This window comes from Vibrio cionasavignyae, assembly GCF_050337155.1.
Classification (GTDB): domain Bacteria; phylum Pseudomonadota; class Gammaproteobacteria; order Enterobacterales; family Vibrionaceae; genus Vibrio; species Vibrio nomapromontoriensis.
In genome coordinates this window covers 219,260-245,094 of the sequence record NZ_JAKJSR010000012.1, presented here as the reverse complement: position 1 = coordinate 245,094, position 25,835 = coordinate 219,260, and the positions used below count along the sequence as shown (strand labels likewise).

Here is a 25,835-nt window from a genome sequence, read left to right as displayed (position 1 = left end):
CACACCATAGCAATGCTGATAAGTTGGCTTTCTTATGAAGAATAAACGCCTTATACCAACTCAAGAAAATTCTGGATTAGTTTTGACCCAGCTTTAGACGAGCGCTCGGGGTGAAATTGCACACCATAATAGTTGCCACTTTGGATTGCAGCACTAAAAGGGAAACCATAATCACATTGCGCAATTGTGTAGTCACCCACCGGCATACCGAAGCTGTGAACAAAGTAGAAATACTCCGAGTCTTCAATACCCGAAAACAAAGGGTTTCCTTCATCAGCCTTCACGGTATTCCAGCCCATATGTGGCAATGGTAAGTCGCCAGTTTCTAGTTTTTTAACTTCACCAGAGCAAAACCCAAGACAGTCGACTATTTCATCCGCTTTTTGTCCCTTCTCTTGTGACAGTTTTCCCAACAACTGCATGCCCAGACAAATTCCAAGCAGTGGCTGCTCGACCTTTTTCACAAGTTCAATAAGATCCCGTTCTTCGAGGTTTTTCATCGCCTCGCTCGCCGTGCCGACACCGGGTAAAAACAGTTTATCGGCGGCAAGAACGATATCCGCATCTTTTGATATTGTGACCTGATAACCAAGGCGCTCAATAGCAAACTTAACTGAAGATACATTGGCGCAGCCAGTATCAATAATAACGACTTTTTGTTCTGCTTTAGCCATTACAACACTCCTTTACTGCTCGGGAGCTCTGTACCTTCCACTTTAATCGCCTGACGCAAGGTTCGACCAAATGCTTTGAAAAGGCTCTCAATAATGTGGTGATCATTGTGGCCTGATGACGAAAGGTGCAGCGTACACGCTAGAGTATCCGTTAGCGAACGGAAGAAGTGCACAACCATCTCAGTAGATAAATCGCCAACTTGTTCGCGGGAAAATTCCGCTTCAAATTTCAGGTATGGACGTCCAGACAAATCTAATCCACATTGCGCTAAACATTCATCCATCGGTAAACTAAATCCGAACCGACCAATACCACGCTTATCACCTAACGCTTCTTTTAGTGCCTGCCCTAGTGCCAACGCCGTATCTTCAATCGTATGATGATCATCGATATGTAGATCACCTTTCACATCAATTTTCATTTGAAAACCGCCGTGTGTGGCAATTTGATCCAACATATGATCGAAGAAACCCATTCCAGTAGAGATCTCGTTACCGCCCGATTCATCAAGGTTAACTAACACCTTAATGTCGGTTTCTTTTGTCGTTCTTATGACTTCTGCAGTACGAGCATTAACGGTGAGATCTTTGAGAATATCTCTCCAACCCATCGTTTTCGGATGATATTGAATACCACGAATTGCCATATTTTCGGCAAGCTGCAAATCTGTCTCTCGGTCACCTATAACAACCGATGTTTTAAAGTCCACTTTGCCACTTTGTAAATACTCTTTCACCATGCCCAGTTTAGGCTTACGACATGAACAGTTATCTTCATCAAAGTGCGGACAAATAAGCACATCGTCAAACATGACACCTTGCGACTCAAAGATTTCCATCATCATATCTTGCGGCGCATCAAAATCAGCTTGAGGATAACTATCGGTACCCAATCCGTCCTGATTGGTCACCATGACAAGTCGGTAACCTGCATTTTGTAATGCCAACAAGCTTGGGATGACATACGGTTCTAATTTCAGCTTATCCAAACGATCGACTTGAAAATCAACGGGCGGCTCGACAATCAGCGTGCCATCGCGGTCGATAAATAAGATTTTTTGTTGATTGCTCACTATAAAATTCCTTGTCAGTATGCTCTGTTAGGCAGCGCTTTGATTAATTTGATTGCGGATAAATGCCAACGTTTTTTCGCACTCTTCACGATTACCAACACTGATACGTACACAGTTTTCAATTGGTGAATTACGTAAAATAATACCGTTGTCCCAAGTGGCTTTAAAAAGCTCATCACCATCGGTAAATTCAACTAGAAGGTAGTTCCCCCACCCTTCATGAACCACGACCCCCGGCAAGAGTGATAAACCCGCCTGCAAATACGCACGGTTGGCATTGAGATCCAATACTTGATATTTAGTACGAGCCAAGCCATGTTCTGATAACGCTTGAATCGCAATATCAGCAACAGGAACAGGCACTGGATACGGAGCAATAACCTTAAGTAGTACATTAATGAGAGATTCATTTGCTAAGGTAAAGCCGCAGCGTAACCCCGCAAGTGCGAACGCCTTAGATAGCGTACGTAAAATCGCCAGATTGGAATAGTCTGCGAGTAAATCGACCGTTGATGCCTCTGGACAAAAGTCGATATAAGCTTCATCCATAACGACGATCGCTTTATCTTTGGTCATTTCGAGCAAGGCGATAATATCGTCACGATTAACTAAGTTGCCCGTCGGATTATTAGGGCTGCAAACGAACACCAATTTTACTGCGTCCAAATTTGCTTCGATCGCAGGAAGATCAAGCTGCCAATCATCCGTCAATGGTACAACCTTTCTCTCAACACCAATGGTTTCTGCGCTAATGGCATACATTCCATAGGTCGGCGGACAATACAAAATACTGTCTTTACCTGGTTCACAGAAAGCGCGAATCAACAACTCAATACCTTCGTCGGCACCACGTGAAGTAAGAGTCTGACTTGCCTCAACACCCGCATAAGAGGCGTAAGCTTCTATTAACGCTTTAGGTTGGCATTCGCTATACCGATTAAGACGAGCAAAATCTGTTTTATATTCATTATCAAATGGTGATTCATTGGCATTCAACCAAATGTCGCCACTGCCACCAATTCGTCTTGCCGACATATAAGGGGTAAGAGCCTGAACTTGTTTACGAGCTAATTTTTCCATCACTTCTGCTCCTGCATCAGCTTTTCTACACGGATTGTGACTGCTCGCTTGTGCGCATCTAACCCTTCCGCTTCTGCCATTGTCACGACAGTTGGCGCGAGTAACTGTAGCCCCTCTTTTGAAAGCTCTTGTACTGTCATGCGCTTAGAAAAGTCGGCTAAACCCAAGCTCGAGTGCGTTCTTGTATAACCGTAGGTTGGCAATACATGGTTCGTCCCTGAAGCATAGTCACCGACGGACTCTGGCGACCAATCACCTAAAAATATCGAGCCTGCGTTGTCGAGCAGTGATAACAGTTCACGCGGGTTCTTCGTTTGAACAATAAGGTGCTCTGGTCCGTAATAATTCGAAATGGAAACACACTGAGTTAAAGAGTCAGCAATAATCACCAAGCTCGACCCTAATGCTTTCTCTGCAATTTCTGCACGCGACAGTGCTTTTAGTTGGTTACGTACTGCTTCTGTGACTTGATCTGCTAATACCGCTGACGGTGTCACCAAAACAACCTGAGAATCTGGACCATGCTCCGCTTGACTCAACAGATCTGCTGCGATGAATTCTGGGTCGGCACTATCATCGGCAATAACCAGCACTTCAGAAGGACCCGCTGGCATATCAATTGCCGCACCACGAAAATCGTTACTAACCTGACGCTTCGCCTCTGTGACATAGGCATTGCCTGGACCAAAGATCTTATCCACTTTGGCTACCGTTTCTGTCCCATAGGCCATTGCCGCCACAGCCTGACCACCGCCGACATTATAAACTTCGTCAATCTTACATAGCTTTGCCACATATAAGATTTCATCCGCAATAGGAGGAGGCGAACACAATACGACCTTCCGGCATCCCGCTATTTGTGCTGGCACGCCTAACATCAATACCGTTGAAGGCAGTGGTGCGCTCCCCCCAGGAATATACAAGCCCACTTTATTAATTGGGCGCGTCACTTGCTCACAAACCACGCCTGGTTGCGTTTCAACCTTCAGTGATTGCGGCTTTTGCGCTTTATGAAAGGTCGAAATATTGGCATACGCTTGCTCTAGAGCTTGCTTCATGTTCGCAGAAAGACGATCTGAGGCGGCGTCAATCTCGTCACTAGACACTCGAATGGAGTCGGGACAAACCTTATCAAACTTTTCGGTCAGCGCTAATACAGCACTATCGCCGCCTTGACGCACCTGATCAATCACTGAAGAGACTGCAGCAGTAATACTCACTCCGTCAGCAATAGCTGGTCGCTCCAAAATTGATTCCTGTTGGGATTGGCTCAGTGAGCGCCATACAACGGTTCTCATAGTCATTACCCCATCATTTTTTCAATTGGCAATACAAGTATTGAGCTAGCACCTAGCTCTTTTAAGCCTTCCATTGTTTCCCAAAAGAGATTTTCAGTACTCACTAGGTGAACGGCAACGCGCTCTTTATCAGTAGATAGCGGCAATACCGTCGGGTCTTCAGCTCCCGGTAGTAGCGCTTTAATCTGTTCCAATTTTTCAACTGGAGCATGTAGCATAATGTACTTAGACTCTTTCGCTTGCTGCACACCTTGCATACGCGTCAGAAGCTTTTCAATCAGCGCTAACTTATCAGCATCAAACTCACCTTTACGCTGAATCAGCGTCGCTTTAGAACGGAAGATCACTTCCGCTTCTTTCAAGCCGTTAGCCTCAAGCGTTGCGCCAGTTGAAACCAAATCAGCAATCGCATCAGCAAGCCCTGCTCGTGGAGCAACTTCTACCGAACCCGTTAGCATACAAGCGCTGAAGTTCACGCCTTGCTTATCCATGTAGGATTTCAAAAGCTGAGGATACGTGGTAGCAATGCGCTTACCTGCCAAATCTTGCGGTCCGTTATACGTTTCGTCTTTATCTATCGCAATGGATAAGCGACACCCACCAAAATCTAAGCGGCGCAATGTAAGAAATTCGTTGGGTTCACCCAGTGCAATACGGTCTAAACGCACTTCTTCTAGTTCATTTTCACCAATGAAGCCCAGATCAACGACACCATCCATAATAAGTCCAGGAATGTCATCATCGCGAACCAACAACAAATCAATTGGCATATTTAGTGAATGAACCACAAGGCGCTCACCCATAACGTTGAACTTCACTCCACATTTTTTTAGTAGATCTTGGCTGTCTCTACTAAGACGACCTTTCTTTTGAATTGCGATTCTTAGGCGTTGTGATTGCATTGCTGTATCCCTGTGCAAATTATTGATTTTTTTTAAATTATAAAACGAAAAAACCCTCGGGAGCTTTAGTCTCCCGAGGGTTAAATTCTTAAATCTTGCTTCGAACCACCGAGAGTTTTTTTAGCTCTCAGGTATGCGTGCATCTCCCGAAAGACTAGATTGGGTGATGATGGTGATGATGAATGTTCATATCGTTATTACGCATAGTTATTTGGCGATTCCTTTTAAGCTGTGACTTCACACTAACTAAGCTCAGCTAAATTTTCAACAATTAATTCAAAGAAATTTTGATTTTTTTCAAGCAAACTCTCGTGGCTACACCTCGCCCCGACAGACTGACACTCTGAGGCTACAACAACACAATCTTTCATATGCGCGACTCATATTGTCGATTTAAGTTCTTACTCTATCCGATTTTGACGACTTTCACTCCAACGCGCGCTGATGCCTCAACCCCAAGCCTATTCGATTCACTTCATGATTTTATTTTTGTCAGTTACATTTTGTTAGACAGAAAGGCAATTTTGTTTGATTTGCGTCGTATATAACATTCACTCTCATTTTAATAGTAGTAAATATAAACAAACATAAAGCCCATAAATAGAAGGCTGCGAAAGAATCAAACTATGTATGATAACAAAGAAATACCCAGCATCCATGATTGGAATAGCTATATTCTTGGCACCACGTCCAGAAGTATATTTATGGAACCTCGAATGGCCACCTTAGGTACTCTGACTTCTATTGTTGCAAAAATACCATCTCGAAGATCACTGTCAATCAGTTCTTTTTATCACTGGGTTGCCAACGGAATAAACAACGAACAAATAAAATTATTGCAAGGTGAATTAGATATTGAGCCGACTGGATATTTAATTTGGGCATGGGCCAATGATAAAACTGTCCAGGAGTACTTGTCCGACAGCAAGTTTGTTCCTCACCCATCTCAATGGAGTGAAGGTCGCAACCTTATAATCTTAGATATCTTTCTTCCCTCTCCACAGCTAGATCTTATAAAAGAGTTACAACATATAAGGCGTCAGCTAAAAAAATCCGGCGTGAAAAACATCTACTATCGTAGTTCTGAAAATAGAACAAAACAATACATTTGGTAGTGCATACCAAATTAACTACAACAATTGGTCCTAACGATTATGTCAAGCATATTTGAGACATTTAAAAAGCCAACAAAAGAAAACACCCTGCTATTTGGGTCAATTCTTCCTAGTCTTAGTTTTGTCGAATATAGAACCTACAAAATAAAGGGCGCAGAAGTATACTGGCTGAATGAAGATTATTGCAATGAGAATAAAATCAACATTACAACCGCTCAACAAGAGATATTAGACAACTTTGCATATGTCTCAGATAACTTTACGTTAAGCAGTGAAATAGACATCAATGATAGTAAAGTGTTCCTGGCTGACCGTTATGGTAGTCCCGGAGAAGTATGCAATGGCGGTAGCGCTCGCTGCGGCATAAATGGCAATTTTCAAGTTAAAGGGAATGGCACAAACCCCTTAGTCGCTATCAATGTCGATGAAGGACACTCCACCGGAAAACTTCCTCTGGCAGAGGCCGTAAGTGAAGCTATTTGGAGCGAAATATGCCATAGAGAGCTTCCTTATGGTGCTCTACGCATCATCGCAATTATTAAGACACCACAGACAATTACAATCGCAAATACATTTGGTGAAACCGTAGAGCAACCGTGCGCATTAATGGTAAGAGAAGTCGCATCTCGGCCAGCTCACTATGAGCCTGCGCTAAATTTTTGGCCCCGCCAGGAGTTCGCCTATCTTAGAAACGCCAACCATATGATAAGTAGCCAAGCGGTAAGTAAACTCGAGCAACAGTCGAGCATACAATTTGGTACCGAATTACCTTTGTATGAAAGTACTAAGCAGTTTGTCACTCGATTCGCAAAACAAGTTGCCGCAAGTCGAGTAAAAGGAATGCCCCACGGCTCGTTAACGAGCTCAAATATCGCATTAGATGGGCGATTTCTAGATCTTGGCACAATCTCCGCAGTTGGTGATTTCTCCAATGTGATATTAACAGCCGGCTTAGGAGCTACTTGGGATGACCATGAAAGCATCGTCATTTGGTTGAACAACTATTTTTATTATCTTAATAAAAATAGTGACTATGGTCTTACAAAGTCTGAGCGTTCATCATTAATTCAGATATTTCTTACTACTCTTGAAAATAGTGAAAATATATACACAGCACAACAATGTGGAATAGATCCAAGCAACCCTCAACTTTCCAACATTGGCCAGAAACTAAAATATGACCTTAGAAAAGACAAAGAAAAAGTATCTAGACTCGTCGATTTTGAAGAAGATAAATTCAATGCTGAAGTAGAAAAAGCTCTAGATGCCATAGGGTACCAAGACTCGACTCCTGACTTTAAATACAGGAAGCAAAAATTCTCAAGATTCACTATATTTTCTGACAAACGACTACAGGGTCTATGCGGTTCGAAAGGTGATATCCAGACCTTAATTAATGAATATATCCACCATAATGAGTAGACTACTATGGATAATTTATCGTTGATCATTGCTATTCCTTTGTTACTTGAGCTCATATGCATGATTTCTTTAATGGTAATTTTCATCACTAAATGGGAACCAAGCGAGCAGTTAAAAAACCTCCCACTGGTTACTATATTTATGCCTTTTTATAATGAAGACAGAAATCTTATAATAGAGGCCCTAAACAAAATAGACAGCCAAGATTACCCACATGAAATTCAAGTAATAATAATAGATGATGGTTCGACAAACCATACTCCTATATATGTTGACACTTGGTTATCACAAAGTAGGAGCCATAACTTTAAAATTATTAAAAAGCCGAAGAACTCAGGGCGAAAAGGCGCCGCACTAGATTTTGCATTAGAAAATGGTGAAGCGAAAGGAGAAATCTATATTGTCGTAGATAGCGACACTTTTATCGAAAAAGATGGAATAAAAAATTTAGCCAACAAAATTTGGAGCAATCCAAAATACGCTGCTGTTTGTGGTTATATTGTACCTAAAAACCATGCTGATAACCTGCTTTGTAAATCACAATTCTATGAACACCTTGGTGTTCACGGAGCTCTACGCACCTCTCAAGATCAACTCGGTGTTGTTCCTGTTCTCGCCGGTGCGTTTGTCGCTCACAGGGCTAGTGTTGTTAAGGAAATTGGAGGATGGAGTGAATGGCTTGTTGAGGATATATCTTGGTGCTGGAAAGCATTGGCCAATCGTTATAAGACGGGCTACACCTCTGAAGCCAAAGCAACAACACAATGTCCCGAAAGCAAGGATGCATTATTTAGGCAAAGAAGACGTTGGTCTAGAGGCAGAGTAGAAGCATTGTCAGAAGCATGGAAAGTGTCACCAACCATGGGAGTGATTTCACTACCTTGGTTTGTAATATCGGCAATAGAGTTTCTGTTTCCTCCCATGCTCTTAGCTATTCCTATTTTTATCTGGTTTGATCTTTGGGCGCCTCTAATTTTAACCATCATAACCATTTTCATTGAAGCGATATTCATCACGGCATTTATTCGAAAGACAGGAAACACCCATCAACTCACAACTATTGAGATGGTGCTCCTACCAATGTTCACGCACCTTTTAAAACTCATTACTTGGGTCCCAAACATACTGGGCTACTTTGATGAAATCGCGCGACGAGATAAAAAATGGCTTACACGCTAGGCATCGATTTTAGTGGATTGTTAATTGGACTAATCATGGTCTAAAAAGTGAGCAGCGCACTTTCGCTGCAAATAGAAAAAAGGAAATACTATGTTTGAACTAGATGACAGTCAAATTCTGTTAGTTTCAGGAGCTGAAGAAGGTGGAAGTAGTGGCGGTGGCGGTGGCGGTGGCGTTAACGAAGAAGGTCGTCCAATCGGTGGTGGCGGTGGTTCTGAAGAAGATCGCTGGCGCTCAAGTAACTCAGCCAATGGATATAACTAAGTAGACCCGTTTCGATCACTAATAGCCAAGGCTCATGATCGAAGTGTAATGAAGGGGCTCTGCCCCTTCTTCATCAACATAATTTTAGAATAATGTCTCAGAATATATTTAGAGAAGAATACCTTAAAAAACAAAAACAAGCCGAGGCTGGGCAAATTCTTCTTTTATCAGGCATCAACCAAACACTAGTCACCCTATGCTGCATCATAATCATAAGTGTTCTGTTGGCATTTTTAACATTAGGTGAATACACCAAAAAAGTGCACTTAAAAGGTGTCGTCATTCCTTCGACAGGACTAATATCCGTACGTTCATCCCAATCTGGCGTGATCAAAGAAATACAAGTTGATGATGGTATATTCGTCGAACGTTCGGATGATTTATTTACAATCACCAATGAGTTATTTGATAGAGACGGGGTAAGTGTCTACCACAGCCTTAATAATAGTTTGACTCAACAATACCATAGCTTGTCCAGTCAGAGAGACTATGAAGCTCTTATGTCTACCTCTAGAACAAATGAATTAAATAGTAAAATCAACAGACTACAGATTGAAGCGGATGGCGCCAAACAATCTCTCCTTTTAGCCAAAGAACTAACAACCATTAAGCAACAAGCAAACCTCAGTTACAAAAAATTAAGAGAGAAAAACTATATTTCCGAACTCGCTTTCAAGGACTATCAATCCAGCTTGGTTCGCCTTCAAGCAGAAGAAGAAACTCAACGGATGCTAATTAGACAATTAGAACGTGAAATTATTAGTACACAACATCAACTAGACTACATTTCGTTACAAGGCAATATGCGCTCACTAGAACTTTCCAGACAACTGGACATTATTCAACAACAGAAAATCGAATTAGATTCCGGAGTTGAGACCACTGTGTTATCTCCGGTAGAAGGGGAAGTTGCAACCGTAAGAGTCGAGAAAGGGCAAACAGTAAGACAGCAAGAACTTGTTATGGACATCATTCCATCTCACGCTCTAATGCAAGTGGAACTCTACGCACCCAATAGGGCCATCGGGTTTGTCAAAGAAGGGCAAGAAGTAGGTTTGCGCTTTGATGCATTTCCCTATGAAAAATTTGGTATCCAAAAAGGCAAGATAAAATCGATCTCTAAATCAACACTATCTCCACAAGAACTCAGATCTACAGATCAAACCATACGCTCAGATCAAGAGACGCTGTATCGAATAGTTGTAGAACTCCAACAATATAATATTAGCGTTTACGGAGAAGAGAAGCCGTTTAAAGTCGGTATGAGTGTTATCGCAGATATACGAGTAGAAACCAGGCATCTTTATGAATGGCTACTTGGACCCATAACTCGCATTCAAGGAATAAGCCAATGATAGAAGTCAATAATCTTGAATGGAGCTGGAGGAAAAAACTTCGTCTTATTCGGCAGACTGAATCTGCCGAATGCGGTTTAGCATGCCTTGCTATGGTGTCTGACTGGTTTGGATTTAAAGTGGACTTATCATCGTTAAGATCTCAGTTCAACTTTTCTCAACAAGGACTAACATTGGCCGACATCGTTGAGAGTGCAGGCACGCTAAAACTGTCCTCTAGGGCTCTTCATGCCGGGTTGGATGATCTAAAACAACTCGCAACACCGTGCATCTTGCACTGGAATATGAACCATTTTGTTGTTCTTAATAAGGTGACAACTAAGCACTGTGAGATTTACGATCCCGCCTTTGGTGTGCGAAAGCTATCGTTTGATACGGTAAGTAAGCACTACACGGGAGTTGCACTAGAGCTAACACCCACTCATGAATTTCAAAAAGCAGACTTACGGCGAAAAATTCGGATTACGGAACTAGTTGGTCAAACTCTTGGTATAAAACGAGCGCTAATTCGAATTTTTGTATTCGCCACCGCTTTAGAAATACTCGCTTTGATGACACCTTTGGTTAATCAAATTATTATTGATGAAGTGCTCGTTAGCTACGATGAAAACTTATTAGATCTCGTTATCATAGCCCTACTACTACTGTCCTTAACTCAAGGGTTAATTAGTATGGCTCGTCAATGGTTTACTATCTACCTTTCGGTAAATTTCAACATGCAGTGGGCGGCCAATGTTTTTCACCACCTAATTGCCCTACCTATTGACTGGTTTGAAAAAAGAGAAATGGGCGACATCTCAGCGAAATTTTCGTCATTAGACACGATTCAAAATGCGATTACCAACAGTATTGTTCAAGCGCTTTTAGACGCTATCTTAGTTGCCGGCACTCTAATAATCATGCTCATCTACAGTCCAAAGCTCGCAATGATTGGCTTAGTGAGCGCCTCAATTTACGCACTTCTACGCTTTGCTTGGTTTGACAGTTTTAAACGGGCAGAAGAAGATATCTGGGCGACAAATGCCAAAGAACAAAGCCACTTTCTAGAAACTCTGCATGGTATTCTAAGCGTTCGTATCAATGGTGGTATGAGTTGGCGTGAAGGCGCTTGGAAAAACCTAAATGTCGCAAGACGAAATGCCCAACTCAACGAATCTAGACTGATGATGTTATATAACGTTGTCATGGATGGTCTAATGGCTTTATCGCTAGCCGCTGTTCTGTGGTTGGGTGCAAAATTAGTATTGGACGGTCAATTTACGGCAGGAATGCTCATTGCGTTTTTATCATTCCAAGCTCGTTTTTCCGGAAGTATTACCGCGCTGATAAACTGCTTCTTTGAGCTAAAAATGCTTTCGGTGTACACCGAAAGACTTGCTGATATCGTTCTCACGGAAAAAGAAATTGGCTCACATTCATTGCCTGTTATCTCAAGTAAGTCCGAAAAAAATGCTGATTCCGTTGTCGTAGATAACGTCAGTTTTTCCTATTCAAAAAACGCGCCTATGCTATTAAAAGATATTAGTTTCTGCGTCAAAAAAGGGGAAATTGTTGCCATTACTGGTCGCTCAGGATGTGGTAAGACAACACTCGCTAAAATACTATTAGGACTGTATAAACCATCAAGTGGCAGCATTCAGATATTAGGGCAACCAGCGACTAACTCTAGTCTGACAGACATAAGATCAAATATAGGCTCAGTACTACAAAATGATGAACTCTTCAATGGTTCTATTTTGTCTAATATCTGTTTTTTTTCACCTGACATCGACATTGATTTTGCAATCAAGTGCGCAAAATTGGCGAATATTCATGAAGAAATTGAACTGATGCCGATGGGATACCAAACACTGGTTGGTGAAATGGGCAACACCGTATCAGGGGGACAAAAACAACGGATCATTTTCGCCCGAGCCCTTTATAAAAAACCCAAACTACTCATACTCGATGAAGCCACCAGCCACTTAGATATTCAAAGTGAAAAACATATTATTCAATCGATAAGGCACTTAAATCTACCCGTCATTCAAATTGCCCACAGACCTCAAACGATCGCCAGCGCAGATAGATGCATTGAGTTATCATAGTAAGAATACCAGTGCAAGTAGCAGACTACTCAAGCTCAGAGCCTAATAAAAAGGAGCCGATATCGACTCCTTTAAGGCATTTATTTTTGTGTTCAGGCAGCGGTTTCTTTTGTCATTCTTGCACGTGAAAGTACAGATAGAACGAAGCAGACCGCGGCAAATGTCACACTGGCTGCGGCAAATGAAATCCAGACAGAGTTTGTCATACCTAGCGCGATGAAGCCGACGCAAGACACAACAGCGACTGACAATGCATATGGCAACTGAGTCGATACGTGGTCAATGTGATTACAACGAGCACCTGTTGAAGACAAAATCGTAGTATCTGAAATTGGTGAACAGTGGTCACCAAATACAGAACCAGCCAGTACCGCACCTAACATTGGTAACATCATAGCGATATCCGTCGCACCAGCCATGTCACCCGCAATTGGTAACATAATACCAAACGTACCCCATGATGTACCTGTTGAAAATGCCATCAAGCCAGCCAATAGGAACAAAATCACCGGCAACCAATGAACATCAATATTGCCTTGAACGGTAGACGACAAGTAAGCACCGGTCTTCATATCGCCAATCACAGAGCCAATTGACCATGCAAAGAACAAGATCAGAATTGCACCAAACATCGATTTAGCACCAATCCACATCGTTAATGCGATGTCTTTTGCTGCTAGCTTTTGCTTCACTACCGTATAAATCGCCATTGCAAGGCCAGCACTGCCACCGTAAATCAGTGACATGCCTACATCGGTATTTTCAAATGCCCCTAACATATTAAACGGTAGGCCGTCAGCAGCTAGGGCTTGGCTACCAGTAAATAGCATCGCCCCAACCATTGCAAAGATAAGCACGACAATAGGAAGAACAAGATCAGATACTGACCCAAAGTCGCTTTCTTTAATATCAAGCTCTTCGTTTAGTTCGTGTGCTTCTTTTGCATCGTTTTCTTGGTCATGATCAAAACCAATACCTTGCTTCGCGCGCATCTCATGTTTACGCATTGGGCCAACATCAAGTTGGAACCAAGCTACAGCAAACACCATTAGTAACGCAAAGACAGCATAAAAGTTCATTGGAATGAGTCGAACATAAGCACCAATTGCCGAATATTCAGTAATACCATGACTAATTAAGATGCCACTGACAATCGTCATGATATAAGCGCCCCAGCTAGAAGCTGGCATCAAGACACACATTGGAGCGGCTGTTGAGTCCAAAATGTAGGCAAGCTTAGCACGTGACACATAAAAGCGATCCGTGACTGGGCGTGAAATGGCGCCAACCGCAAGGCTGTTAAAGTAGTCATCAACAAAAATGAAAACGCCAAGGAATGCTGCCAGTAATTTGGAACCGCGCTTGCTTTTTACGCGAGACTGGGCCCATTCAGCAAATGCTTTTGTACCACCGGATAAGGTGAGAAGTGCCGTCATCATACCAAGCAACAATAAGAAGCCGACGATACTCATATTCCAAAGATTCAAGCCACCGTCTTCAATGATGACACCAGAAACAGTATCAAAGACGTAACCTGCAGCATTGGCAACAGAGTAATCATTAAGAAGGAAGGCACCGAGAACAATACCTACTCCTAAAGAGAGTAAAACGCGACGTGTGATAATAGCCAAACTCAAAGCTACGATCGGCGGTAGCAGTGACAATGGTGAGGAAGCAAAATCGATTAAGTTCATGATCTTCAAAAACCAGTTTTAATTATGGTCAGAGATCTACTGCAGACATATGTAAGCACCCGTTTTGGGTATACACATACAGATTTCAACAAATGTTGAATAAGCGAAAGAAAAGCGATGGCTTTCCCAACCCCTACAGTAGCGCTCCATAGTTTAACAAATAATAGACTATGGCAGTGTTGTTCCTTTCAGAGACAACCCCAGCGAGAAAGCGTGATCTTCTATTCCCACTTCGGCGACTGCGCCTTTTGTTGTCGTTCATTGGCATCACCCCAACGACAAGTACTTTTCACAGTCGCACCTCTACATCAAAAGTAACGTTTACCACTAATCCTACAAGTGTAGCATTAGAAGAAAATTCTTACTTTTGCATTAGGTGCGCGCCATTGTACTTACTGACCTGTCAATTGCAACATCAATATTGTGAATAAGTTGTTATAGATAGAGGGAGGTATGGCTGAGATTATTTAGAAATGAAGTATGACTCCAAAAGACTACGACGACAATAATCACTATATTTCGTAGCGGTATTGCAACAACATTGTACGTTTGAACGCGCTACTCTTCGGAACTCTAATAGCTGATCCTAAATAAATAATAGAGCGTTAATGTTTGCTCACTCCCTAAAGTACACGAACTATAGACATTTAGCATAATTAATCCCGACATTTACTATTTACTTTAGTTCACTTAGAAATGTAACTTTCACGCCATTTAAACGCCCCGAAAGATGATAGACAAATATGCAACCACGCTATCTACCATCTAGTGAACTCGTATTGATACCGCTCGCAGTATCATTAAAAACATTGTCAAACCATGACTATTAATGTAATCACACGTTACATTTAGGGTCGTTTCTCACTCTTTTATCAATTTTCTGTAAAAATTAATATATTTTCACTTTTGTTACAGCTATTTTATTGTCAATATAGAAAATGACGTTTATTATTAATCTCGAACAAAATAAATCATGGGAATTGTCATGTCTGAATTAACAAAAACTTTGCTTAATATTCGTAGCCTGCGTGCATTTGCTCGTGAACTAACGGTTGAGCAACTTGAAGAAGCACTAGAAAAGCTAACGCTTGTTGTCGCTGAGCGTCAAGAGTCTGAAAAAGAAGAAAGAGCAGAAAGAGAAGCTCGCGAAGCTAAGCTAAGCGAATACGCTCAAATGATTGCTAAAGATGGCATCGACGTTGAAGATTTAATTGCAGCATTGTCTGGTGAATCAAAAGCAAAAAGCAAAAGCAAACGTGCACCACGCCCAGCAAAATACAAATATGTTGATGGCAATGGCGCAGAAAAAACATGGACTGGCCAAGGCCGTACTCCATCAGTAATTCAAGCTGCTCTAGATGCGGGTAAGTCTCTAGAAGAATTTGAACTTTAATCCTCTATATCTAATTGAATTAGAGTTATATAAAAAAAGCGCCTTTCGGCGCTTTTTTATTATCTTTCCCAATAAGCTTCTTCTAAGCTATCTTCTCTTTCTGGTAAGCCTCTCGACAACCTTGGCGAATGCTGAACCAATACTTCATAACTTGCTCTATTAGAATACTTGCACACTTGTGAGAAAGAAGAGTAAGTTAAAAACTGATATTGATGTTTACTGGAATTTGGCACATTTTCTCTATGGTGTTTATTCGCTGCCATGTCATGCAATAATGCCGACAGTGCTGCATCACCCGCACCATTGGTATTTTTAATCTTCTCTGGGCCACCCATATACGGTGCAATGTGAGAGTACACTTTAATTGGGTTATTACATTCTGCCTTTACGGCTGGACGACTAAATTCGTAACGATTAAATTCCGCAATACTACCCGGTAGTAATGGCAATGACGTTTCTCGCTTGGCATCACTTTCCGTATAACCACCCATAAATAGTCCAATTGGACCAGCGGTACACAATACTAAGTCTACCCACTCAAGTGCTTTATCCGATGCTGCCAAAGGATCACTCTCGCCTGTCAGGGCTTCTGCTTCATCTTCATTCATCGCAACAACTGTGACATGCTGCTTTAAAAAATCCTGCCAATATTCAGGGTCGTCTTGAATAACAAAACGGGTCCCTAACGTTAGTACCACTGGTACGTTATATTTTTTGGCATACTCTATCGCCTGCATGGTCGCTTCTGGCATTGGATCGCCCGGTTTACACCGCACTAAATAAGCGGTTAATACTAACGCTGACGCTTTTTTGAAGATATTTTCTGGGATACTTTCCGGCTTAAGCTGGTTCATTTTCCCTTCACTAATTGCAAACGTACGCTCGCCGTCTTCAGTAATAAGGGTGAAGCAACGTCCTATCGCACCGTCAACACCTTGCAAATAGTTAAGATCCATTCGGCTTGATGTATTACAAAGATAACGGTATCCGTAACTACCAATCTTAATATCCGAGCTCATCACACCGAGTAATACAGACTTGTCATCGGCGAGTACAGAAAAGTTGTGCAATGTATTCCCTATCGTTCCACCAGCAAATTCATTGGTGATGAGTTCTTTTTCCTTTAACTCTGTGTATAAAGCTTCTGCGGCTTTATCATCAATAACCAATGAATGTCCTTTACTCAAACGATATTTTTCGATCAAGCTACTGTCTACTTTCGCTTCAATATCAACCAAGGTTTGGTCAATACCGACAATATGCGTTTTAGACATTTTTTTACTGCTTTGCGCTTGGCTCACTAATGGGTCGCGAGCATGAACGGGAAAGTAGTGCTTGGATTTTCTTTGGCCAGGGAATTTCATAACGTAATCTGCTTAGGGAAAAAGAAGGCGGCAATTCTAACTCTGTATAGATCATCAGAGCAACATAGGCAATAAAGGCAAACGATTACCTATTCATTTTTTTGTCAAAAGGCTTGTATTTCTCTTGTTGAAGACACACATAACGTGCTTAAGAAAGTGTGATTTAGTTCGCGGAACTGTATTGCACGTTTTGTTTCTGCTAAAATCTGCGTCCAATTACTATAGGTGGTATTTAAACATGTCTGATAACAGCCAAAAGAAAGTGATCGTCGGTATGTCCGGCGGTGTGGACTCATCCGTTTCTGCCTATCTTCTAAAACAGCAGGGCTATCAAGTAGAAGGCCTGTTTATGAAGAACTGGGAAGAAGACGATAACGAAGAGTACTGCACGGCTGCAGAAGATCTTGCAGACGCACAAGCTGTTTGCGACAAGCTAGGTATCCACCTTCATACTATCAACTTTGCTGCAGAATACTGGGATAATGTCTTTGAGTATTTCTTGGCAGAGTATAAAGCAGGGCGCACGCCAAACCCTGACATCCTTTGTAACAAAGAAATTAAGTTCAAAGCCTTTTTGGAGTTTGCCGATGAAGTACTTGACGCCGACTATATAGCTATGGGTCATTATGTCAGTCGTACATTCCCAGAAAACGGTGAAAAGCCAAAAATGCTGCGTGGCTTAGATAGCAACAAAGACCAAAGCTATTTCCTATATACATTAAGCCATGAGCAAGTAGCACGCAGTCTATTTCCAGTGGGTGAGCTAGAAAAACCTGAAGTACGTCGTATCGCGGAAGAGCAAGACCTGATTACTGCGAAGAAAAAAGACTCGACCGGTATCTGTTTTATTGGTGAGCGCAAATTTACCGACTTCTTGTCTCGCTATTTACCTGCGCAACCGGGTAAAATCGAGACACCTGAAGGCACTGTCATTGGCGAGCATCAAGGTTTGATGTACCACACGTTAGGACAGCGTAAGGGGCTACATATTGGTGGCCAAAAAGGCGGCGGTGGTAATGAAGAACCGTGGTATGTAGCCGAAAAAGATCTTAAACGTAATGTCTTAATTGCAGTGCAAGGGGCCGATCACCCGTTATTAAAGTCAAATGGCTTACGTGCATCTCAATTACACTGGGTTGATCGTGAAATCATTACTGAACCAATGACATGCACAGTGAAAACACGTTATCGTCAACAAGATATCCCTTGTACTATCATTCCAATGGATGATAACAACATCAAAGTCATCTTTGATGAACCTCAGGTCGCCGTTACACCTGGGCAATCTGCCGTCTTCTATAAAGACAACGTATGTCTAGGTGGCGGTATCATTGAAGAGCGCATTTAATTTATTAGGAGAACTACGTGGCTAATACACTTTACGACCGTACCATTGCATTCGCTGGCATTTGTCAAGCCGTTGCGCTCGTGCAAAACATGGCAAAAGACGGTCACTGTGATTCAGACGCGTTTGAAACTTCACTAAAAGCAATCACCAACATAAGCCCATCAAATACCCTTAGTGTATTTGGCAGCGAGTCGGATTTAAAAGTTGGACTCGAATGCTTGGTTAACGGTATTGACAGCACACCGACCGGAAGTGAAATCACACGTTATATCATTAGTTTAATGGCGCTCGAGCGTAAGCTAAGTAGCCGTAACGATGCCATGTCTCAGTTAGGGGATCGTATTCAAATGGTTGAACGACAGCTCGAACACTACGATCTGTTAGACGAACAAATGATCAGCAACCTTGCCAGCGTTTATCTTGATGTCGTCAGCCCTATTGGCCCAAGAATTCAAGTCACAGGTACGCCTTCTGTCTTACAACAAACTGGCACTCAACAAAAAGTGCGCGCCTTGCTGTTATCTGGCATCCGTAGCGCTGTTTTGTGGCGCCAGGTCGGTGGCAAGCGTCGTCACTTAGTATTTGGACGTAAGAAGATGATCGAACAAGCCAAAATTCTTTTAGCTAGGCTCTGATAGGCTAGCTCGAATACAAAATTCAGCTCGCACTTTGTTGCGAGCTATTTGTTTAAAGCCTATTCACCTTAAGGCGCTTCGCTTTGTTAAAACAATAGTGTTTTATTCGCGCTATATCGTTTAACTAAGGCAACATAGCTTATTAGAAAAGGTTTTAGACGAATACTACCTTTGGACCAACACAACCCTCGCGCAAACGTTTGCCTAATGTGCGTGACAATTGCGACGGTTATTGGTATAAAGCTCACGAAATTTAGAAACCCAATTCAGGAGAACACCATGGAACTGTCAGCATTGACTGCTGTTTCACCAGTAGACGGCCGTTACGGAAGCAAAACAACTGCACTACGCAGCATCTTTAGTGAGTTTGGCCTACTAAAGTACCGCTCTATCGTTGAAATTCGTTGGCTACAAAAGCTTGCCGCTACAGATGCAATCAAAGAAGTTCCGGCATTCAGTGCAGAAGCAAATCAGTTTCTAAATGAATTAGCAGCTAACTTTAGCGAAGACGATGCCGCTCGTATCAAAGAAATTGAGCGCACAACTAACCACGATGTAAAAGCGGTTGAGTATTTCCTAAAAGAAAAAGTAGCCGGTGTTCCTGAGCTTCACGCGGTTAATGAGTTCATCCATTTTGCGTGTACTTCTGAAGATATTAACAACACGTCTCATGCTCTGATGCTTAAAGAAGCTCGCGAGACCGTTATTCTTCCTGAACTTCGTAACATCATTGATGCAATCGGCAAGCTTGCTGTTGAATATCGTGATATTCCATTACTGTCTCGCACACACGGTCAGCCAGCTTCTCCATCAACAATGGGTAAAGAAATGGCAAACGTGGCGTACCGTATGGAACGTCAATATAAGCAAATCGAAGCCGTTGAGATCCTAGGTAAAGTGAACGGTGCCGTTGGTAACTACAACGCTCACCTATCCGCTTATCCTGAGCTAGATTGGCACAAATTTAGTGAAGAATTCATCACTGAATCTCTTGGCGTTACGTGGAACCCGTACACAACGCAAATTGAACCTCACGATTATATTGCTGAGCTTTTTGACGCCATCGCTCGTTTCAACACTATCCTAATCGATTTCGATCGTGACGTATGGGGTTACATCGCGCTAGGTCACTTCAAGCAAAAGACCATTGCTGGCGAAATCGGCTCATCAACTATGCCACATAAAGTAAACCCGATTGACTTCGAAAACTCTGAAGGCAACTTAGGGCTTGCTAACGCGGTATTTGCTCACCTAGCACAAAAACTTCCAGTTTCACGTTGGCAACGTGACCTGACTGACTCAACGGTTCTTCGTAACCTTGGTGTTGGTGTGGGTTACGCAATCATTGCTTATACTTCGACTCTGAAAGGTATTAGCAAACTTGAAGTTAACCGTGAAGCATTGCTTGCAGAGCTTGATAAGAACTGGGAAGTCCTTGCTGAACCTGTACAAACCGTGATGCGTCGTTACGGCATCGAAAAGCCTTACGAGAAGCTTAAAGAGCTGACACGCGGTAAGCGCGTAGATGGCGAAGCGATGCGTAACTTCATCGATGGCCTAGAGCTACCAGAAGATGAAAAAGCACGTCTTAAATTAATGACGCCAGCTAACTACATTGGTCAAGCGATTGAACTTACTGACAAGCTTTAATATCTAGTGTTGGAACCAGCCTGTCTTCTTATAGGCTGTGTTATCGTACTATGGTGAAAAAGGTTTGATATACGTAGAAGGGCTGCATCACTGCAGCCCTTTTGTTTTGCTCTCGATTTTACATTTCTAAATAGCAGACGGTAAATGAGAACTCACGTCTATTTACTTGGCAATATTGCTTTTGCCAAAAAGTAATATTGTTACCCAGTACTTTTGTTACCCAGTACTTTTGAGGCTTATTGCTTTAGTCACTTATACCTTGAATAGCTTGTACCGCGAGTAACTTGTGGCTTTAGTAGGTATTTATTTTTGAAAAAACAAAGTAATCGTGCCTACTTCCTTTCCGAGTTTTCTGATACTCGTTAGATTGAAGATATGGTCTTCATCTTGCCTGTAGAGCCAATCATCAAAAGCTACCGTAAAGGTTGAGCCATCTACCTCTAATTCAAAATCGTACTGCCATCGTAGCGCATTCCCCACCGTTTCCCCGGTTGCGACACCAATAATGTCATCTGCCGTTCCTTCGTATGAGCCATCCTCTAAACGCTTGATCGTCCAAATTCTTTGATCGGTTTCTCCATCATGAAAGACAAAGTCTTCGGTCAACGTTAGGGTGTCACCTTCCACCTCCCCTACAATGTCGACAACAAAACGTCGTGTTTGTTTTTCAGTGTAATCTTGAACCATTCCCCAAGCCCGAGATTGACCGTTAAAATAACCGAATAAGTCAAAACTCGGTGTACTTTCATCATACTCATCCAGATTGGCACTGCAGGATGTCAGCAATACAACCATCATTAACCAAAGTGTTAAAGCGAGCTTTTTCATCTGTTCATCCCTATAAGTTGCGCTCTCAATTTAGGATACTGGCTATTCGGTGCTAACCAAATGCCAAGAAACCCGTCGTTTAACGCTTCATCGTCAATTCTTCCTACCGCTTGCAAGGGCTTTTCATCGGTTAAATAATAAAAAGACCCAGACGCCCCGTCTGACACGTAAATCAATTGCTGTCCTTCTTCAATGTCAGGAAACACATCATAAAGCCTTGCTATCCATTGGTTTCTAATTTCCTTATCAACGCCCATTTTTTCCCATTGGTCTAATGTCGCATCCAAGAGTTGCGTGCGACTAATGTCCCTTTGATACTGTATCCTGAGCGCGATTGGGTGCGGTGACACATCAGACGATAGAGTATATGTGCCTTGCGGTGTAAGAAGTTGCGAGCGATAGACATCAAAAAATAGCCAACTGAGTTGAGCTTCACCGACGACTTTCCAATGACGCCAAGCTTCATAGCTGACTGCATTATCAGGTCCAGCCTTTACTGGGGTTGATATTGCCGTAAGCAGTAGTGCGAACGTTGCTAATTTACGAATCATGCTTCAGTACTCCTTCCGTCAAACGCTGATAACTGACAACAAACCAAATAATCGCTAACCACTCCATAAACAGAATCATCATGGTTAGTGGTAGTGAATACCCTATGACGACGGCACCCAGTTTGTTACCAGCTAAATAACTCAGCGCGCCACCCGCGCCTCCTATTAGTGATACGTATAGGATTGGGTATTGCATCAAAGTACTGCGTAAAAAATTGGCGTACCAAGAAAACGCCAGCCATAGTGTCACTAACCAAACAGGCAACGCAGGGACTGAAAAGATGAGGACATTGCTCATCACATTGAGGCTATCTAGGATAAGACCTAACAAAGCGATCAGCACCACATCTCTTAGACTGATTGATAACACTCGATAAGTGGTGATGATTGTCAAGAGCGCAAGCGCAAGACCGAGCCATTGAAAGCGCGACTGCCCAACGACAGAGAGAAACCATAAACATTGAAACCAAGTACTGACACAAATAAGCTTAGCAACGTGTGACATTGTTTTTCCCTCTTCAATGGCGTGTATTTCGGTTATCTAGGTTCGTTTCACGAGTTTCTTTGTAGAGTCATATGCACCGTGCTAATACTTTTCGCTCTAAACCCCCCTTCGCAATAACAAAAGTAATAACGCCACATTCGAATAAAGCGCTCGTCATAGCCAAGCTGCTTTACCGTTGGAAGGGCTTGTTCGAACCTTGCTCTCCAATCGGCAAGGGTGGTAGCATAATCTGAGCCAATGTCGACTAGGTCTCGCGTCACTAAGTCAGTGTGCTTGGTACATGCACTGGTCAATGCAGTAATTGAAGGTAGAAAGCCACCCGGGAAGATATACTTCTGGATAAAATCGACATTTTTTGAATAACTATCGTAACGTTGATCGGCAATCGTAATCGCTTGAATCGCCATCAAGCCTTTAGGCTTTAACATCGATTGGCACTTTTTCAGATAAGAGGTAAGAAATTGTTTACCAACGGCTTCTATCATCTCTATCGACACCAATTTGTCGTACTGCCCCTCTAATAAACGATAGTCTTGTTTCAATAACGTTATCCGCTCATTGAGCCCAAGCTCATTGATTTTGTTCTGCGCATAATCAAATTGTTCATCAGAGATGGTTGTCGTGGTGACCTGGCAACCATAGCGTTGAGCCATATAAATAGCCATTGCTCCCCAGCCTGTACCAATTTCAAGAACATGATCGTCACTAGAGAGCTGAAGCTGCTGACAAAGGCGCTCCATCTTGTTTAATTGTGCGGTTTCTAGTGAATCTGCGTCACTGTGATAAATAGCCGATGAGTAGAGCATGCGCTCATCAAGAAAGGTCTCATATAAAGCATTACCTAAATCATAGTGAGCGTGAATATTCTCTCGTGAGTTATCCAGAGTATTCCGCTTTCCCCAGTGCCCCAACCAATACAGTATTCGTGTCAAAGGCGTAGATTTTGCTTCAATGGTATCCAGCGCCGACATGTTGATCGCCATGAGTTCCATCACACACGTTAAATCCGGGCTATCCCACCAGCCATCCATGTATGCTTCCCCAGCTGCGATGCTCCCACCCTTTAACAATCGACGATAAAAGTCCGGATGCTTCACTTCTATTACCGCATTTGGCTTACCGCGTTCTGGGCGACCAAAACGCTCACTGACATGTTTGTTGCCCAATCCATTTTGTTCAAAACTCTCTACAATCGTTAAGCAACCGATATCCAGTTTATAAAGGCAATTGAATGCCACCGATCTGGCGGTTTTCTGAATAGTTGTCAGCGTTTGAGAACTGACTAGTGTCGTGTCCAACATAAAGCACTCCCTTAATCTTTAGAATTTTGTTGAGATAAAGCCTCCGCAGGGCTACTTTTTTTCTCTGGATGATCGTAGATGGGCATGCCTTTGCACCACAGTTTAAAGGCGTGCCAATAAATGCCAGCCACCACTTTTACTGCCATCACGGGTGTTTTGATCAGTAGAGATAACAATTGTTTCGAGCAAAAAGGCTGGCTCTTCATTGATACCGTCGCATCAAATTCTTTATGATCACGATGGCAAGCCAAGTGAACAAACAACCGTTCTCCAAGCGGCTTAAGCTTCCATTTGTACTGCTGAGCTATCGGATTGAACGGCGATACATGAAAGGCTTTGTCATGTTGCCAATTCTCATCTTGGTTGCCACTTTGTGCGTTAACTGCGTAATAATGACGTTCATTCCAAGGCGTATTACTCACCTCGGCTAACAGGTATTGCCATTGTCCTCTCTTATCGTAGAGGTAATAGAAATTGACCGGACTAAAGTAAATCCCTAGATAACGCAAATGGCACACGGCAATCACTTTGCCTGTGAGTTTGTCTCCGGTAAGTTCATGCACCTTATTCTGTAGAGCTAGCTTTAAATCGCCTTGCCCCAAATAGTCTGTGCGTTGAAATCTTGCCCAATGCCACCACTTATCGCCAAAGCCCCAAACACTCTGCTTCAACTGCTCCAACTCATCAAGATCGATAGCGGGCATGAACAATGGATATCGCAAATAGTGCTTTTTAGGCGTAAAGCGTCTATGGTCAACGCTTCCTACCATTAAGCGGCTGTTGGCTACTGGAGCACTCATGTGACCCCCTTAATGGGATTGCTTTGATCGCGGTTGAGAGCTTGGATTCTCTTAACCACATCTAGCGCGCTTCTAACTCCATCTTCATGGAACCCGTTATACCAATACGCACCACAAAACCAAGTCTCATTGCCTCCAAATAGCTCCTCTCTGCGATTCTGAGCTCGAATGGATTTTGAAGTAAACACTGGATGAGAATAATGAAAAGTACGCAGTATCTTATCGCTATCAACCAGATTCGAAGAGTTCAGAGATACACAAAGTGTACTGGATGACTCAATGTGTTGAAGGATATTCATATTGTAAGTGAGTGTGGGCATCTGCTCTTCACACCCTTCGTTTAACGCATAATTCCATGATGCCCAAGCGCGTTTTTCATCCGGTAACAAACGAACATCCGTGTGCAATACCACTTCATTCGATTGATATTGCATATCCGCTAAAATACTCAACTCGTTGTTACTTGGCGCCTCTAGCATTGTCAATGCTTGGTCGCTGTGACAAGCAAAAATGACTTGATCAAACCACTGGGACTCACCATTGACAATCACCTCGACCGCATCATCGTAACGTTTAACACTCGTCACCGGTGCATTGAGTTGTATCTTATCGGCAAAACCGCGTATTAACGGTTCGATGTATGCCCGAGAGCCGCCATCAATGACATACCACTGCGGTCGATTTACTACATCAAGCAGCCCATGATTTAAGAAAAACCTTAAAAAGAAGCCTAAAGGGAATGCGCGCATATCTGCCAATGTCGAAGACCAAATCGCCGCCCCCATGGGTAGAATGTAGTTGGTACAAAAGTAGTCACTGAATTCGTGCTCATTGAGAAAAGAACCTAGCGTCGTTTCCGAGGCAATATCGTTCTCGGCGAATTCTTTCGCAAGTTTATTAAACCGTAATATTTCGAACACGAATCGGTAGAAGGTAGGACTGAACCAATTTTTCTTTTGCGCAAATAACGTTGAAACCGTATGGCCATTATATTCAAGCCCGTTCGCTTGATTTTTCACACTAAAACTCATTTGGGTTGGCGTGCTTGTCACACCAATCTCTTCCATCATTTTTATGAAGTTGGGGTATGTACGATCATTGAATACGATAAACCCTGTATCTACAGCGTGCTGTTCGCCATCAATGTCTATATCAACTGTTGCGGTATGCCCACCAATGTAATCGTTCGCTTCAAAAAGTGTCACATCGTGATCATTGTGTAAGTGGTAACCGCACGTTAGCCCAGATATTCCGGTCCCGATAATGGCAATTTTCATAATGAATTCCTTTTTAATTACGGCTAATCATTTCGTCAAT

23 protein-coding genes, 1 riboswitch and 1 other annotated feature are annotated in these 25,835 nt (G+C 42.6%); of the genes, 10 read left to right on the top strand and 13 right to left on the bottom strand.

Features of this window, described 5'->3' with window-relative positions; all coding sequences use genetic code 11:
* Positions 1-50: 50 nt before the first annotated feature.
* The 5 genes from hisH to hisG are packed head-to-tail and all read right to left on the bottom strand — an operon-like array spanning position 51 to position 5,027.
* Positions 51-674: an imidazole glycerol phosphate synthase subunit HisH gene (hisH, locus tag L4D74_RS08955; RefSeq protein WP_428751785.1), complete on the bottom strand. Its 624-nt coding sequence runs from the start codon at positions 672-674 to the stop codon at positions 51-53.
* Positions 674-1,747 carry a bifunctional histidinol-phosphatase/imidazoleglycerol-phosphate dehydratase HisB gene (gene hisB / locus L4D74_RS08950; RefSeq protein WP_428751784.1) on the bottom strand — a complete coding sequence of 358 codons (1,074 nt, stop codon included), beginning with the start codon at positions 1,745-1,747 and terminating at the stop codon, positions 674-676. The genes hisH and hisB overlap by 1 nt, the downstream gene beginning before the upstream one ends.
* A 27-nt stretch (positions 1,748-1,774) precedes the next feature.
* Positions 1,775-2,827, bottom strand: coding sequence for a histidinol-phosphate transaminase (gene hisC / locus L4D74_RS08945; RefSeq protein WP_428751783.1), 1,053 nt, complete (start codon positions 2,825-2,827; stop codon positions 1,775-1,777).
* Positions 2,827-4,125, bottom strand: a complete 1,299-nt coding sequence (gene hisD / locus L4D74_RS08940; RefSeq protein WP_428751782.1) for a histidinol dehydrogenase — start codon at positions 4,123-4,125, stop codon at positions 2,827-2,829. The genes hisC and hisD overlap by 1 nt, the downstream gene beginning before the upstream one ends.
* Before the next feature lie 5 nt (positions 4,126-4,130).
* Positions 4,131-5,027 (bottom strand): ATP phosphoribosyltransferase, encoded by an 897-nt coding sequence (gene hisG / locus L4D74_RS08935; RefSeq protein WP_428751780.1) that lies wholly within the window; start codon positions 5,025-5,027, stop codon positions 4,131-4,133.
* Positions 5,028-5,071: 44 nt separating this feature from the next.
* Positions 5,072-5,206: a sequence feature (His leader region), on the bottom strand.
* A gap of 447 nt (positions 5,207-5,653) precedes the next feature.
* Here hisG and L4D74_RS08930 point away from each other — a divergent pair.
* The 6 genes from L4D74_RS08930 (at position 5,654) to L4D74_RS08905 (ending at position 12,449) form a co-directional block, all read left to right on the top strand.
* Positions 5,654-6,142, top strand: coding sequence for a toxin-activating lysine-acyltransferase (locus L4D74_RS08930; RefSeq protein WP_428751778.1), 489 nt, complete (start codon positions 5,654-5,656; stop codon positions 6,140-6,142).
* A gap of 39 nt (positions 6,143-6,181) precedes the next feature.
* Complete coding sequence (locus tag L4D74_RS08925) at positions 6,182-7,564, top strand: protein adenylyltransferase SelO family protein (protein ID WP_428751777.1); 1,383 nt, start codon at positions 6,182-6,184, stop codon at positions 7,562-7,564.
* Positions 7,565-7,570: 6 nt separating this feature from the next.
* On the top strand, positions 7,571-8,743 hold the full coding sequence (locus tag L4D74_RS08920) for a glycosyltransferase family 2 protein (protein ID WP_428751776.1): 1,173 nt from the start codon (positions 7,571-7,573) through the stop codon (positions 8,741-8,743).
* A 90-nt stretch (positions 8,744-8,833) separates the two neighbouring features.
* Positions 8,834-9,007 carry a hypothetical protein gene (locus tag L4D74_RS08915; protein ID WP_428751775.1) on the top strand — a complete coding sequence of 58 codons (174 nt, stop codon included), beginning with the start codon at positions 8,834-8,836 and terminating at the stop codon, positions 9,005-9,007.
* A gap of 92 nt (positions 9,008-9,099) precedes the next feature.
* Complete coding sequence (locus L4D74_RS08910) at positions 9,100-10,362, top strand: HlyD family secretion protein (RefSeq protein WP_428751774.1); 1,263 nt, start codon at positions 9,100-9,102, stop codon at positions 10,360-10,362.
* Complete coding sequence (locus L4D74_RS08905) at positions 10,359-12,449, top strand: peptidase domain-containing ABC transporter (protein ID WP_428751773.1); 2,091 nt, start codon at positions 10,359-10,361, stop codon at positions 12,447-12,449. The genes L4D74_RS08910 and L4D74_RS08905 overlap by 4 nt, the downstream gene beginning before the upstream one ends.
* Before the next feature lie 92 nt (positions 12,450-12,541).
* Here L4D74_RS08905 and L4D74_RS08900 read toward each other — a convergent pair whose 3' ends face one another.
* The gene (locus L4D74_RS08900; RefSeq protein ID WP_428751772.1) at positions 12,542-14,143 is read right to left on the bottom strand and encodes a Na+/H+ antiporter NhaC family protein; all 1,602 of its coding nucleotides are present in this window, start codon (positions 14,141-14,143) and stop codon (positions 12,542-12,544) included.
* A 131-nt stretch (positions 14,144-14,274) separates the two neighbouring features.
* Positions 14,275-14,457: riboswitch (Lysine riboswitch) on the bottom strand.
* 671 nt (positions 14,458-15,128) lie between these two features.
* On the opposite strand from L4D74_RS08900, the gene L4D74_RS08895 reads away from it, so the two are divergent.
* On the top strand, positions 15,129-15,536 hold the full coding sequence (locus L4D74_RS08895; protein ID WP_428751771.1) for an H-NS family histone-like protein: 408 nt from the start codon (positions 15,129-15,131) through the stop codon (positions 15,534-15,536).
* Between the two features lie 59 nt (positions 15,537-15,595).
* Here the strand turns inward: L4D74_RS08895 and L4D74_RS08890 are convergent, their stop codons facing one another.
* Complete coding sequence (locus L4D74_RS08890; RefSeq protein WP_428751770.1) at positions 15,596-16,900, bottom strand: inosine/guanosine kinase; 1,305 nt, start codon at positions 16,898-16,900, stop codon at positions 15,596-15,598.
* Between the two features lie 238 nt (positions 16,901-17,138).
* Here L4D74_RS08890 and mnmA point away from each other — a divergent pair, with 238 nt between their 5' ends.
* The 3 genes from mnmA (at position 17,139) to purB (ending at position 20,533) form a co-directional block, all read left to right on the top strand.
* Positions 17,139-18,248 (top strand): tRNA 2-thiouridine(34) synthase MnmA, encoded by a 1,110-nt coding sequence (gene mnmA / locus L4D74_RS08885; RefSeq protein WP_428751769.1) that lies wholly within the window; start codon positions 17,139-17,141, stop codon positions 18,246-18,248.
* A gap of 17 nt (positions 18,249-18,265) precedes the next feature.
* The gene (gene hflD, locus L4D74_RS08880) at positions 18,266-18,883 is read left to right on the top strand and encodes a high frequency lysogenization protein HflD (RefSeq protein WP_428751768.1); all 618 of its coding nucleotides are present in this window, start codon (positions 18,266-18,268) and stop codon (positions 18,881-18,883) included.
* A gap of 279 nt (positions 18,884-19,162) precedes the next feature.
* Positions 19,163-20,533 (top strand): adenylosuccinate lyase, encoded by a 1,371-nt coding sequence (gene purB, locus L4D74_RS08875; RefSeq protein WP_428751767.1) that lies wholly within the window; start codon positions 19,163-19,165, stop codon positions 20,531-20,533.
* A gap of 303 nt (positions 20,534-20,836) precedes the next feature.
* Here purB and L4D74_RS08870 read toward each other — a convergent pair whose 3' ends face one another.
* From L4D74_RS08870 to L4D74_RS08845, 6 genes are read right to left on the bottom strand one after another with little or no spacing between them, the layout of a single operon-like run.
* A complete protein-coding gene (locus tag L4D74_RS08870) occupies positions 20,837-21,361 on the bottom strand; it encodes a DUF3833 domain-containing protein (protein ID WP_428751766.1) in 525 nt (174 codons plus the stop codon).
* Positions 21,358-21,912 (bottom strand): chalcone isomerase family protein, encoded by a 555-nt coding sequence (locus L4D74_RS08865; protein WP_428751765.1) that lies wholly within the window; start codon positions 21,910-21,912, stop codon positions 21,358-21,360. The genes L4D74_RS08870 and L4D74_RS08865 overlap by 4 nt, the downstream gene beginning before the upstream one ends.
* Entirely contained in the window at positions 21,902-22,417 is a 516-nt protein-coding gene (locus tag L4D74_RS08860; RefSeq protein WP_428751763.1) for a DUF2878 domain-containing protein, read from the bottom strand. The genes L4D74_RS08865 and L4D74_RS08860 overlap by 11 nt, the downstream gene beginning before the upstream one ends.
* A 47-nt stretch (positions 22,418-22,464) precedes the next feature.
* Positions 22,465-23,718, bottom strand: a complete 1,254-nt coding sequence (locus L4D74_RS08855) for a class I SAM-dependent methyltransferase (protein ID WP_428751761.1) — start codon at positions 23,716-23,718, stop codon at positions 22,465-22,467.
* An 11-nt stretch (positions 23,719-23,729) separates the two neighbouring features.
* A complete protein-coding gene (locus L4D74_RS08850; protein ID WP_428751759.1) occupies positions 23,730-24,518 on the bottom strand; it encodes a DUF1365 domain-containing protein in 789 nt (262 codons plus the stop codon).
* Positions 24,515-25,795, bottom strand: coding sequence for an NAD(P)/FAD-dependent oxidoreductase (locus L4D74_RS08845; RefSeq protein ID WP_428751758.1), 1,281 nt, complete (start codon positions 25,793-25,795; stop codon positions 24,515-24,517). The genes L4D74_RS08850 and L4D74_RS08845 overlap by 4 nt, the downstream gene beginning before the upstream one ends.
* Between the last annotated feature and the right edge of the window lie 40 nt (positions 25,796-25,835).

Bases quoted from the DNA above. Each gene is read 5' to 3' on its own strand.
- L4D74_RS08850 (WP_428751759.1), bottom strand. From the start codon at position 24,518: ATGAGTGCTCCAGTAGCCAACAGCCGCTTAATGGTAGGAAGCGTTGAC.
- L4D74_RS08915 (WP_428751775.1), top strand. From the start codon at position 8,834: ATGTTTGAACTAGATGACAGTCAAATTCTGTTAGTTTCAGGAGCTGAA.
- L4D74_RS08890 (WP_428751770.1), bottom strand. From the start codon at position 16,900: ATGAAATTCCCTGGCCAAAGAAAATCCAAGCACTACTTTCCCGTTCAT.
- L4D74_RS08900 (WP_428751772.1), bottom strand. From the start codon at position 14,143: ATGAACTTAATCGATTTTGCTTCCTCACCATTGTCACTGCTACCGCCG.
- L4D74_RS08860 (WP_428751763.1), bottom strand. From the start codon at position 22,417: ATGTCACACGTTGCTAAGCTTATTTGTGTCAGTACTTGGTTTCAATGT.
- L4D74_RS08870 (WP_428751766.1), bottom strand. From the start codon at position 21,361: ATGAAAAAGCTCGCTTTAACACTTTGGTTAATGATGGTTGTATTGCTG.
- hisG (WP_428751780.1), bottom strand. From the start codon at position 5,027: ATGCAATCACAACGCCTAAGAATCGCAATTCAAAAGAAAGGTCGTCTT.
- mnmA (WP_428751769.1), top strand. From the start codon at position 17,139: ATGTCTGATAACAGCCAAAAGAAAGTGATCGTCGGTATGTCCGGCGGT.
- L4D74_RS08905 (WP_428751773.1), top strand. From the start codon at position 10,359: ATGATAGAAGTCAATAATCTTGAATGGAGCTGGAGGAAAAAACTTCGT.
- purB (WP_428751767.1), top strand. From the start codon at position 19,163: ATGGAACTGTCAGCATTGACTGCTGTTTCACCAGTAGACGGCCGTTAC.
- L4D74_RS08855 (WP_428751761.1), bottom strand. From the start codon at position 23,718: ATGTTGGACACGACACTAGTCAGTTCTCAAACGCTGACAACTATTCAG.
- L4D74_RS08865 (WP_428751765.1), bottom strand. From the start codon at position 21,912: ATGATTCGTAAATTAGCAACGTTCGCACTACTGCTTACGGCAATATCA.
- hisC (WP_428751783.1), bottom strand. From the start codon at position 2,827: ATGGAAAAATTAGCTCGTAAACAAGTTCAGGCTCTTACCCCTTATATG.
- L4D74_RS08910 (WP_428751774.1), top strand. From the start codon at position 9,100: ATGTCTCAGAATATATTTAGAGAAGAATACCTTAAAAAACAAAAACAA.
- hisH (WP_428751785.1), bottom strand. From the start codon at position 674: ATGGCTAAAGCAGAACAAAAAGTCGTTATTATTGATACTGGCTGCGCC.
- L4D74_RS08845 (WP_428751758.1), bottom strand. From the start codon at position 25,795: ATGAAAATTGCCATTATCGGGACCGGAATATCTGGGCTAACGTGCGGT.
- L4D74_RS08925 (WP_428751777.1), top strand. From the start codon at position 6,182: ATGTCAAGCATATTTGAGACATTTAAAAAGCCAACAAAAGAAAACACC.
- L4D74_RS08930 (WP_428751778.1), top strand. From the start codon at position 5,654: ATGTATGATAACAAAGAAATACCCAGCATCCATGATTGGAATAGCTAT.
- L4D74_RS08920 (WP_428751776.1), top strand. From the start codon at position 7,571: ATGGATAATTTATCGTTGATCATTGCTATTCCTTTGTTACTTGAGCTC.
- hisD (WP_428751782.1), bottom strand. From the start codon at position 4,125: ATGAGAACCGTTGTATGGCGCTCACTGAGCCAATCCCAACAGGAATCA.
- L4D74_RS08895 (WP_428751771.1), top strand. From the start codon at position 15,129: ATGTCTGAATTAACAAAAACTTTGCTTAATATTCGTAGCCTGCGTGCA.